At 35.1% G+C, this 12,250-nt stretch carries 9 protein-coding genes; 7 read left to right on the plus strand and 2 right to left on the minus strand.

The features are described 5' to 3' along the window. Positions 1 to 71: 71 nt before the first annotated feature. Both PBT89_RS13775 and PBT89_RS13780 read left to right on the plus strand, forming a co-directional pair. The gene (locus tag PBT89_RS13775; RefSeq protein WP_270062390.1) at positions 72 to 1,262 is read left to right on the plus strand and encodes a hypothetical protein; all 1,191 of its coding nucleotides are present in this window, start codon (positions 72 to 74) and stop codon (positions 1,260 to 1,262) included. Positions 1,263 to 1,346: 84 nt separating this feature from the next. Further along, entirely contained in the window at positions 1,347 to 2,861 is a 1,515-nt protein-coding gene (locus tag PBT89_RS13780) for an OmpP1/FadL family transporter (protein ID WP_270062391.1), read from the plus strand. 89 nt (positions 2,862 to 2,950) lie between these two features. Here PBT89_RS13780 and PBT89_RS13785 read toward each other — a convergent pair whose 3' ends face one another. Further along, a complete protein-coding gene (locus PBT89_RS13785) occupies positions 2,951 to 4,792 on the minus strand; it encodes a T9SS type B sorting domain-containing protein (RefSeq protein ID WP_270062392.1) in 1,842 nt (613 codons plus the stop codon). 125 nt (positions 4,793 to 4,917) lie between these two features. On the opposite strand from PBT89_RS13785, the gene folE reads away from it, so the two are divergent. From folE to PBT89_RS13810, 5 genes are all read left to right on the plus strand, one after another. After that, complete coding sequence (folE, locus tag PBT89_RS13790; RefSeq protein ID WP_270062393.1) at positions 4,918 to 5,595, plus strand: GTP cyclohydrolase I FolE; 678 nt, start codon at positions 4,918 to 4,920, stop codon at positions 5,593 to 5,595. 31 nt (positions 5,596 to 5,626) lie between these two features. Beyond that, on the plus strand, positions 5,627 to 7,111 hold the full coding sequence (cysS, locus tag PBT89_RS13795; RefSeq protein ID WP_270062394.1) for a cysteine--tRNA ligase: 1,485 nt from the start codon (positions 5,627 to 5,629) through the stop codon (positions 7,109 to 7,111). A 24-nt stretch (positions 7,112 to 7,135) separates the two neighbouring features. After that, the gene (gene yidD, locus PBT89_RS13800) at positions 7,136 to 7,360 is read left to right on the plus strand and encodes a membrane protein insertion efficiency factor YidD (RefSeq protein ID WP_270062395.1); all 225 of its coding nucleotides are present in this window, start codon (positions 7,136 to 7,138) and stop codon (positions 7,358 to 7,360) included. A gap of 94 nt (positions 7,361 to 7,454) precedes the next feature. After that, a complete protein-coding gene (gene lgt / locus PBT89_RS13805) occupies positions 7,455 to 8,279 on the plus strand; it encodes a prolipoprotein diacylglyceryl transferase (protein ID WP_270060322.1) in 825 nt (274 codons plus the stop codon). A gap of 2 nt (positions 8,280 to 8,281) precedes the next feature. After that, positions 8,282 to 8,767, plus strand: a complete 486-nt coding sequence (locus PBT89_RS13810; protein WP_333474136.1) for a DUF192 domain-containing protein — start codon at positions 8,282 to 8,284, stop codon at positions 8,765 to 8,767. Between the two features lie 357 nt (positions 8,768 to 9,124). On the opposite strand, the gene secDF is transcribed toward PBT89_RS13810, so the two are convergent. Then, positions 9,125 to 12,112 (minus strand): protein translocase subunit SecDF, encoded by a 2,988-nt coding sequence (gene secDF, locus PBT89_RS13815; protein ID WP_270062396.1) that lies wholly within the window; start codon positions 12,110 to 12,112, stop codon positions 9,125 to 9,127. Positions 12,113 to 12,250 lie beyond the last annotated feature (138 nt).

Below are 12,250 nucleotides of genomic sequence, written 5' to 3' on the forward strand. Positions count from 1 at the left end.
ACAATATAAACTTATTTTGTTAGCGCAAAACTAACTAAATTTGTAATGTTCAACAATTAAATAACTCGCTAATGATAAGCAATACTAAATTACACAAAAGAACATCTGTTTTCATTACACCTGTGTTGTTGCTGTTGTTAGCATCATGTGGTTCTTACCAATACTCAGGTTACAACGATGGTATTTATGGAGAATCTTCGAGAACTGTAGATCGTCCACGTACTGGCTATGAAAGACCTCAAAGTGCTAATGAGCAACGAGAGGAAAAACTTAATGAAGCGAATTCCTATTATAAAAACATGTTTGCTCAGCAATCTGCAATGCTAGATGACGCTATGCAGGAAGATGCTGTTTTTACTGATATAGACACGTATTCCTCCAACTCAGGTTATGCTGAAGATGAAGAGATGTATAATGAAAATGGGGAAATGGCCTACAATGGATCTTACGCTCCATGGGGACAAGGTGATGCTGATGATATCACGGTAAACATTTATAACAACAATGTGGGAGGTTTTTGGAACAGAGGATTTTACGGCCCATGGGGTGGCGGTTTTTATGATCCTTATTACGGTGCTGGTTTCGGTTGGGGCTGGAACGGCTACGGAGGCTTCTACAACAGACCTTATTGGAATATCGGATGGGGATGGGGATCACCTTATTATGGAGCCGGATGGGCTTACGGATATGGCGCTGGTTTCTATTCACCATGGTATTATGGTGGCGGAAGATGGAATGGACGCTATTACGGAGGTGGTTATTACAACACCTACCAAAGATATCACAACAATAACCGCTATTCTTACATGAATTCTCGTAGAGGCTCTAGAAGTTCTTATAGCACTGCAGTAAATAGAAGAGAAAGCTCAAATACAAGATCAAGAAGTAATTCTTCATATTCTAGAAGAATTCGTGAGATTAGAAGTTCTGATCGTAGCTCCAGAAGAGATAACTCATCTTCCGTAAGAAGTCGAGTTGCAGATCGTAACGATAATAACGTTTATACAAGATCTAGCAGAAGATCATCGAATTCTTACAGTAGAAGTAGTGATAGTAATACAAGATCTAGTAGATCTTATCAAACCAACACCAGATCTTCTACCCCTACTAGAACACGATCTGTTAGAACCTCTACTCCAACTAGAAGTTCAAGCTCTGTAGGACGAAGCAGTTCTTCAAGCAGCCGCTCTTCTTCAAGTAGATCTTCTAGCGGTTCTTCCAGAGGAGGAAGTTCCCGTAGTAGCCGTGGCGGAAGAGGTTAAACCCAACTTATATATTAAAATATCCTTACAACTTCAAAGTTGTAAGGTATTTTATTGCCTAATTTTGAATATAACACCTAGATTATGAAAAAAATTTTAGCCTTTGCAGTATTATCCCTAATGACTTTCAGCCAAATGAAAGCGCAGGATATTACCGATGCATTAAGATATTCCCACACCAATCTTAAAGGTACAGCTAGATTTCAAGCGATGAGCGGGGCTTTTGGAGCACTTGGTGGAGATATATCTGCTATTGCAATTAATCCAGCCAGTTCAGCAGTTTTTTTAAATAGCGCTGTAACGTTAACACTTTCTGATGTTTCTAAAGAAAACACGACAGGCTTTAACAATAGTTTCAACAACAGTGATAACAGCGATTTTAATGCAAGTCAGGCTGGTTTCGTTCTTGTTTTTGATTCCAACAGCACCAACAATGATTTTACAAAATTTAGCTTCGGTGTAAACTTTGCTGAAGAAAATAATTATGACGATGCTTTTTTAGCTTCTGGATCTAGTAACGGTTCTATAGATCAATATTTTTTAGATTACGCACAGGGTATCCCTTTAGATCTTCTTATACCTTATGATGATGAATCGGTAGAAGATCTATATTCCTATTTAGGAGAAAATGAAGGCTTTGGAGCACAGCAAGCGCTTTTAGCATACCAGGCATTCATTATCAATCCAGAAAGTGAGGATTTAGAGAATACCGCGTATAATTCTTCTGTTGCACCGGGGCAATTTCAGAATAATTACAATTATGTTTCTACTGGTATTAATGGTAAAATTTCTTTCAACTTCGCTGCAGAGTTTCAGAAGAAATTATATTTAGGTGTAAATCTGAACAGTCATTTTATCAATTATGATAGAACAACTAGGTATTTCGAAACAAATAATAACAATGGTAGTGAAACAAACGAAATAGCTTTTGTAAATACGCTTAGTACTGATGGAGATGGTTTTTCTGCACAACTAGGTGGTATTTATAAGATTACTGATAACATTAGAATTGGCGCTACTTATGATACCCCTACCTGGTATAATATTAGAGAAGAAACCGCGCAATCCTTAAGTTCTTATAGCGACGTTTTCAACGAAAATACTATTGTAAATCCTGATGTTGTTAATATTTATCCGGAATATACTTTAAAGACACCAGGAAAGCTAACGGCTAGCGGGGCAGTTGTGCTTGGTAGCCAAGGATTATTAAGTGTTGATTATAGTTACAAAGATTACTCTAACACTGAATTTAGGCCTGAAAATGATGGCGATTTTATCACCCAAAACGATATTATCTCAGATGAACTAACAGCAGTTTCTACAATTAAAATTGGTGGTGAATATCGAATTAACAATTGGAGTTTAAGAGGTGGTTATAGATATGAAGAAAGTCCATACAAAGATGGGATTACAATGAGCGACTTGGATAGCTATTCTGCAGGGATAGGATATAGCTTTGGCGCCTTCAAAATTGACGCTGCTTATACCAATACGCAGTTTTCAGAAAGCAGTTTTCTATATCAAACAGGACTAGCAAACAGAGCTAATATAGATAGAGAATTTTCTAGTTTAATATTTTCCCTAAGTTTTGGATTGTAGGTCAATATAAAAATCTTAATAACACAGTAAATCTTGCGATTTATAAAAAAGCCTAATAATTATTTTTATATTATTAGGCTTTTTTAATACTATCTTTTTAAAGTAAAGTGACCACTAAAATGTTTAGTGCTAGTGGATGACGGAGTTGTATATTCTAACCGAAACCAATAATCATCCTGCACTAATAATTCGCCATTAAAAGATCCATCCCAGCCTTCTCCTTCTGGGTCAATTTCACGAATAAAATTACCATAGCGATCAAACAATTTAATATTTAATATTCGATAATCCTTATCTGAAGTGATCGTCCAAAAATCATTGATTCCATCTCCATTAGGCGTAAAGAAAAAATCGAAACCAATCACAGTAAATTCATCTTTCAAAACATTCCCACAACCACCAATTTCTCTTACGCTAACTTCATGAACTCCCTTTTCTATATTATTAAATACATTTTGTGAAGTATACACCCCATTGTCCAGACGGTATTCGAACTCAGAGGAATGCCCTAAAAATGGTTCTACTTGAACTTCTACATTCCAATTTTGTCCAAAATTCGCTTTCAATATTTCAATTTCTATGGATTCAGGTTCTGAAACGTATCTTAATTTTGTAGAATAGGAAACTTCGCACCCCGTTGTCGCCTCTGTGATTACTAAATTATATTCTGGATTTATTGATTGTTGATTTAGAGAAATTTCAAAATCATTGGAAATTACTTCATTTCCATTCAACCAGGTGTAATTATAATTTTTACCATAGTCAAAACCTAAGACTAATTCTTCCTGAAATTCCCCAGAGGCATTAACACACATTTCTATTTCTTCCGGAAATTTCATTTGTGGAAGTTGAAGTATTTTTAGCTGAATTTCACTAATCTCAGAATAACAACCGGTAAAAAGATCTCTTATTCTTACAAATATTGTTTCTGAAACTTCGGCTTTGTATAGAGAAGGCTTTGCTATCATTTCATCATCATCAATATCCTGCTGCGTTTCGAAATATTCTATTTCATATCCTTCAGTAAAATCAGTGTCCCCTAAAAGTTCTTGCTCTTTTTGCGTAAGATCAACAATATTTCCTTTTTGGCAAACAGCGATAGATTCAGCCGGCTTTTGAATTTTTGGTCGATCATAAAAGTGGATATTTACTACATCCTCAATATCATGATTACCATCCCCATCTTCCACTAAGACTTTATAAGTGCCGTCTTTAGCAACATTTAACTTCGATGATGCTTCACCTGAAATTTCAGTAAAATCATCAATAGTTTCATCAAAAACAAACCATTGATAACCAGAAGCGCCCTCGATTTCTGCATCCAAAATAGTTTCCGTATTACTACATAGAACCTGATCATGTCCTAAAACACCATCTAAAACGGTACAATCTGTAGAGCCTGAATTTTCATCCATTTCAATTTGCTCAAGGCTAATATATCCTGGCAACGTACTATAATTAAGCAACGCAAAAACATAGATTTCATCTGCCTTAGCATTATTAATATTAGCTATTTCTATGGCATCTTTAGCGTAAGAGCAATCGATTAAATTTTCTTCAGAAAGAATAGACGCACTACAATAATTATCTCTTTTATTGAAGGGTCCCCATATCACAAAATCTACATCTAGTAGCTCTCCACTACCATCAGCATTCTCTGTCTGTGTAATTAGAAATTCTAGATCACCGCTATCTTCTATTTGTAAATAAAACCAGGCAGGATATCTTTTAAGTTCCAGGCAACCATAGTCGGGACCTTCTTCGGCTACTATTACATTTGTAACACCTGTATTAGAATTTGGAAAAACTAGTTGATCTTCACCTGCACAGAAAGGCTTAATATCATCACATCTGGTACCCTGAGCAGAAAGCCCTAAACTTAACAGCATCAAGCTACACAAAAAACCTATTTGGAAAGTACCTAAAAACATTAGCGAGCAAATTATAAAATTTTACGATGCGAAATGCATAAATAGACAAGTTGGACTAAAAAGACTATTAAATGTGTATCTTTGCAAGCTAAATGAATACTTTACGACTCATAGCGTAAAACGGCATGAAAATAGACAAAGTTTTGAATGAAATTGAAGAAATGGGTGATGCACACGCCGGAAGTAGTGCAGATACTCCAATAAGAAAAGATGCTTTTGAAGTTAGTGACACCGATAAAATTGCACTAATAAGAGAAGATGTAGAGCATATAATGTACACTTTGGGATTAGATCTTAGTGACGACAGCCTTAAAGGAACTCCACAACGAGTAGCGAAGATGTTTGTGAATGAGATTTTTTCTGGATTGGATCCAAAAAGAAAACCTAAAGCCTCTGTCTTCGATAACAAATACAAATACGGAGAAATGCTTGTTGAGAAAAACATCACCGTTTACTCAACCTGCGAACACCACCTTCTACCAATCGTAGGTAAAGCCCATGTTGCTTATATTTCTAACGGAACTGTAGTAGGACTATCCAAAATGAATCGAATTGTAGATTATTTTGCTAAAAGACCACAGGTACAAGAACGTTTAACAATGCAGATCGTACAAGAACTACAAAAGGTTTTGGAAACAGATGATGTTGCTTGTGTTATAGATGCAAAACACCTTTGTGTAAACAGCAGAGGAATTAGAGATATTGAAAGTAGTACCGTTACCAGTGAATTTGGCGGAGCTTTTAAGAAAAAAGAAGTTCGTAGAGAATTTCTTGATTACATTAAGCTAGATACTACATTTTAATTAATTTGCTTTTTTTAAACAACGCTTTAATATGGCGCTTTTCGAAGATCAACAATTACGAATTTACAACACAATTTCTGGAGAAAAAGAAGTATTTAACCCCATAAACGATAGTCACGTAGGCATGTATGTATGCGGGCCTACCGTCTATAGCAATGTTCACCTTGGGAATTGCCGTACTTTTATATCTTTTGATCTGGTTTTTAGATATCTAAAACATTTAGGATATAAAGTTAGATATGTTCGTAACATTACCGATGCTGGTCATTTAGAAAATGATGCCGAAACTGGTGAAGATCGTATCGCTAAAAAAGCAAGATTAGAGCAAATAGAACCTATGGAAGTGGTACAGAAATATACCGTAGATTTCCATAATATTCTTGAAAAATTCAACAATTTACCTCCAAGCATAGAACCAACTGCTACGGGCCACATCGTGGAGCAGATCGAGATTATTAAAACCATTATCGATAATGGCTATGCTTACGAAGCAAATGGATCGGTTTACTTTGATGTTTTAAAATATAATGAAGAGAAACATTACGGCAAATTAAGTGGTAGAGCAATTGAAGATATGATTGCCAACACACGTGAACTTGCTGCACAGAGTGATAAAAAAAGTCCGCAGGATTTTGCACTTTGGAAAAAAGCAGAACCACAACATATCATGAGATGGCCTTCGCCTTGGAGCGATGGTTTTCCTGGATGGCATTTAGAGTGTACTGTAATGAGCACCAAATATCTTGGAGAAAAATTTGATATTCATGGTGGCGGAATGGATCTTAAATTCCCGCATCACGAGTGTGAAATCGCCCAAGGAGAAGCTGCATGCGGTAAAGACCCGGTAAATTACTGGATGCACGCTAACATGCTTACTTTAAACGGTAAAAAAATGGCTAAAAGCACAGGAAACAACATTCTTCCTGAAGAGCTTTTTAGCGGCCAAAATGAAGTAATTGGCAAAGCCTTTTCTCCTAATGTTGCTAGGTTTTTTATGCTTCAAGCACATTACAGAAGTATTCTGGATTTTTCAAAAGAAGCTTTGAGCGCCAGTGAAAAAGGCTTTAATAGATTAATGGATGCCTATGCTTCTATAGATGAACTTCCGGAAGCTAAAGAAAGCACTTTCAATTTATCAGAATGGAAGCAGTCCTGTTATGATGCCATGAACGATGATTTTAACAGCCCAATTTTAATTGCCAGATTATTTGATGCTGTAAAATCTATCAACGCCATCAAAGAGGAAACCTTAAAAATTTCTTCTGAAGATAAATTAGAACTTAAGCAAGCCTTACACGACTTCTTGTTTAACATTCTAGGATTACGTGATGGTGACACAAATTTAGATGACGATTCTGATAAGCTTTCAGGAACCGTTGAATTACTTATCAAACTAAGAGCTGAAGCAAGAAATAACAGAGATTTTGCAACAAGCGATAAAATTCGCGATGAATTACAGGAACTTGGGATTCAGCTAAAAGATGGAAAAGACGGTACTACATTTTCTATTCAGTAAAACCGAAATAATAAATGGATAACTATGCTTAGAAAATTGCTTATTTATCCATTTATTATTTTGGTTAAATGCTACCAAAATTTTATTTCTCCTTTAACTCCTGCAACCTGCAGGTATTCTCCTACATGCTCTACCTATACTATAGAGGCTTTAAAAAAACATGGTTTATTTAAAGGAGGATGGCTAGCAATAAAACGTATCATAAGTTGTAACCCTTGGGGAGGTAGCGGCTACGATCCTGTTCCTTGATTTGAAAACCTTTCAGATTATTGATTAAACTGCTTTTTATAGGCGAAGTTTTATCAAATATGTATATTTACAGCTAATTCGATAAATAAGAATAATGCTCGTCAACGCAATTAGATGGAGCCCTTCTGAAGGGATAGATTTAGGAATTCTCACTATACACTACTACAGCTTAATGTTTCTTATTGCCTTTGGTTTAGGCTGGTATATTATGAAGGCGATATACACCAGAGAGGGCATAGAAATAGAGAAATTAGACTCTCTATTTATCTATACTGTACTTGCTACATTAATAGGCGCGAGACTTGGGCATGTTTTATTTTATGATTGGGATTATTTTCAGCATCACCTTCTAGAAATTTTCTTACCGGTAAAATTTGAACCTGAATTTCAATTTACTGGCTTTAGAGGATTGGCAAGCCATGGTGCCGCAATAGGAATCATTACAGCGATGTATTTATACCGCAAAAGAGTATTAAATAAGCCGGTATTGTGGATTCTAGACAGAATAGTTATCCCTGTTGCATGTGGCGGTATATTTGTTAGAATCGGGAATTTCATGAATTCTGAAATCATCGGTAAACCAACTAACAGCGATTACGGCATAATCTTCCAGAACTTAGGAGAAACATTTCCGCGCCATCCCGCACAGCTTTATGAAAGTTTTTGTTATTTACTTGTCTTTCTTTTATTGTATTTTCTTTATTGGAAGACCAATAAAAGATTTAAGATTGGTTATATTTTCGGACTTTTCTTAGTCTTACTTTGGACAGTTAGATTTTTTGTAGAATTCGTTAAAGAACCACAAGTAGAAGAAAGAGCCACATGGCTTTTAAATACAGGACAATGGCTTAGTATCCCATTTATTATCGCTGGTTTATATTTTATGTATCGCCCGCAAAACAAACCTGAAAGCATTTAATTGTGATTAAAAAATTCTTTAATATAAGCATTATAGGTTTCGCAATTATTTTTACATCCTGTAAAAATGATGAAGGAAAGACAGTAGAAACCGAAGAAATTGAATTTCGAAAAGATGCAGAATTATATCTAATAAAGACTTCAGGTGATACGCTAAAGACGCTAGATATAGAAATAGCAAACGATGATTATACTAGAGCTACAGGTTTAATGTATAGAGAATCCTTGAAGGAGAACCATGGGATGCTTTTTATCTACCCCAGCGCTGCTCCTAGAAGCTTTTATATGAAAAACACCTATATTCCATTGGATTTGGTTTTCTTTAATTCAGACAGCACTATAGTAAGCTTCCAGAAAGACGCAAAACCTTTAGATGAAACTTCTCTACCATCCCAAGAACCAGCTCAGTTTATCCTTGAAATAAACGCAGGATCTTCTGAAAGATGGGATCTCAATAAAGGGGATAGATTTAGCGTTCAGCAAGATTAAGAATACTTCTATTTACTCCTTAATTTGAAATAAAACAGTACTTCTTTAAATTTCTGAACCATCAAAAGAAGCCATATTTGCATCCCTCCAAAAGTTCTCTATTGATTTAAAAACGCAGAATTCATTAAAGGATAATTACCTCCATCTATTATAAAATAAACTTCTAGAAATCGGATTCTTGATTTGATTGCTTGTCCTCACTTCAGATTAAAAACAATTCAGAATTATCTAACTAAATATTCGGATTATTAGAGACACGTCTTAACACCAGAAGACTATCGATATTGATTTCAATAACAAAAAAAATCCCCACAGATGTGGGGATTTTTTTTATTCTTACAAAAGAAACTTATCTGCTTAAGCCACGGTCTCTTCTTCTACTTCTTTCTTATCTTGTATAGAAGATTTCTTTTTTACACTATCAAACATTACCGGTGTAGCTATAAATAATGAAGAATATGTACCAACTACAACACCAACGATAAGTGCAAACATAAATCCTCTAATACTTTCTCCTCCAAAAATAAATATTGCAAGCAATACTACTAATGTTGTTAAAGAGGTATTTAATGTACGGCTTAATGTACTGTTTAAAGCTGCATTTACCGTTTTACCAAGCTTCCAAGTATTATGCTCGTTCACAAATTCTCTAATTCTATCGAAAACAACCACGGTATCGTTCAGCGAATAACCAATTACAGTTAAAATTGCCGCGATAAAGGCCTGATTGATTTCCATGCTGAAAGGCATAAACTTGTATAACAATGAGAATACACCAAGAACGATCAAAACATCATGGAAAACCGCTGCAACAGCTCCTAAACTAAATTGCCATTTTCTAAACCTTAATAGAATATAAAGGAATACTACTATTAACGAACCTAGAACAGCCCAGAAAGAAGCCGTCTTAATATCATCGGCGATTGTAGGACCTACTTTCATAGATTCCATAATACCAACTGTTTTATCTGAAGAACCATTGATAAATTCCTCCTCAGTAGTATCAGCTGGCAAATATGGTTTAAGACTTTCAAAAAGACCTTCTTGAATTTCCAGGTCTACTTCAGTACCTTCATTTTCAACTTTGTAATTTGTTGTTATCTTCAATTGATTATTTGGTCCAAAAGTTTTTGCTTCTGCATTACCAAATTTTTCAACTAGCACATTTTGCACTTCAGTAGGACTCACATCTTGATCGAACCTTACTGTATATGTACGACCTCCAACAAAATCTACTCCATAATTTAAACCTTGTGTAAGTAATGATCCAAGACTTATTACAATTAATATTCCTGAAATGATATAAGCAATCTTCCTTTTCCCTAAGAAGTCACTATTCATTCCTTTAAATAAGTTTTTAGTAATTCCGGTAGCAAATTCTAATGATTTACCATTCTTGCCGTAACCATCAATAAACAAACGAGTAATGAATATTGCCGTAAATAATGATGTTGCAATACCAATTAATAAAGTTGTAGCAAATCCTTTAATTGGACCGGTACCTAAAATCAATAATATAAATCCTGTAAGACCAGTTGTAATGTTTGCATCTAAGATTGAAGATAATGCATTACTAAATCCATCTTTAATAGATTCCGCTTGAGATTTTCCTTTCGCTAATTCTTCTTTGATACGTTCAAAGATCAGCACGTTGGCATCAACCGACATACCTATTGTAAGAACAATACCAGCAATACCAGGCAATGTAAGAACAGCACCTAATCCAGCTAATATTCCGAAAATAAACAAGATGTTTACGATAAGGGCGATATCAGCAAAAACTCCAGCTTTTCCGTAATAGAAAATCATCCAAACTAATACTAATACCAAAGCAATTGCGAAAGAAAGCATACCACTATCAATAGCTTCCTGACCTAAAGATGGCCCAACAATTTCACTTTGAATAATATCTGCAGAAGCAGGTAGTTTACCAGCTCTAAGAACATTCGCTAAATCTTTTCCTTCTTCAATACCAAAATCTCCGGTGATTTCACTTCGTCCTCCAGAAATTGCTCCGGTAGAAACTCCCGGTGCAGAATATACTATATCATCTAAAACAATAGCGATTTGTGTTTGGTTGTTTGAAGCATAACCTGTCATTTCTTCCCAGATCTTCGCTCCAGTTCCATCCATTTGCATAGAAACTGCTACACGACCAACCTGATCGTAGGTTTGCTGTGCATCTGTAATTACACTACCACTTAACGGCGGTTGGTTATCTCTATTTGATTTTAACGCATATAAGCCTGTCGCGTTAGTATCATCGTCTGCAACACCCCAAACAAATCTCGCATAACGTTGCTCAGCAGGAAGAAGATTTCTTACTTGAGGCATACTTAAGTAAGTGTTTACTTTAGCTGTATCCTGTACATTAAAGTATGCTAATACAGGACCTCCCTGTGCTCCTGGCCCAATAATTAAATCGAATAATGGATTATTAGATTGTACAGCAGTACTATCTTCAGCATCTGCTAATAAATCATCTATATCACTATTTTCCTGAGAAGTTGAATCAGTAACATTAGCTGCTTCCTCTTCTTCTGAAACAATACCTTTTAAAACTTGATTCGCTTGAGTAAGGAAAGGACCAAATTCGTTATTTTTAAATACGTGCCAGAACTCTAACTGAGCAGTACTTTGCAATAAATTCTGAATTCGGTTTACATCTTTAGCTCCTGGAAGTTCTACTAAAATTCTTCCTGAATTCCCTAAACGTTGAATGTTTGGTTGAGTAACACCAAATTTATCGATACGCTTACGCAATACTTCAAAAGCTGAAGTAATAGACTCATCTACTTTTTGTCTTACGATCGGCTTAACCTCATCGTTAGACATATCGTAAGTAACGTCGTCACTTAAAGTCTTATTAGCAAAAATATCTGGAGAAGCTAATTGAGCATCAGGAATAGCATCAAATTTTTCGAAGAAAATATCAATATAATCATCCTGACTAGTTACAGAAGCTTCTCTAGCTTCGACAAGTGCTTTATTAAAAGCAGGATCGTCAGAATCATTTGCTAAACCTCTAATAATATCTTCAACAGAGATTTGAAGAATAACATTAATTCCTCCTTTAAGATCTAAACCTTTGTTTAATTCTTTATCCTTAGCAGCATTATAAGTTATCCCGGCAATGATTTCATTATTCCCAATGGAATCTAGATAATCTTGTTCTGCCTGATCTCTTAAATCTGAATAATTCTCTCTGCTCTCGTCAATTTTTCGTGCAGCAAATTCTTCTGCTTCACTTTCAACACTATTAGTTAAGTATGTAAATGATAATTGGTAGATACATACTAAACCAAATAAAATTGCAAAAACTTTAATAAGTCCTTTATTCTGCATTATTCTTCAAATTATAATTATATAGCTGTTTTTTAAAAACGGACAAATATAGCGTTTCAATACTGAAATCCCAATAATTTCTTTTTGAAAATTTTAACTTTTAAACATAAAAAAAAGCCACATAAAATGTGGCTTTTT

The organism is Zunongwangia sp. HRR-M8 (assembly GCF_027594405.1).
Taxonomy (GTDB): Bacteria; Bacteroidota; Bacteroidia; order Flavobacteriales; family Flavobacteriaceae; genus Zunongwangia.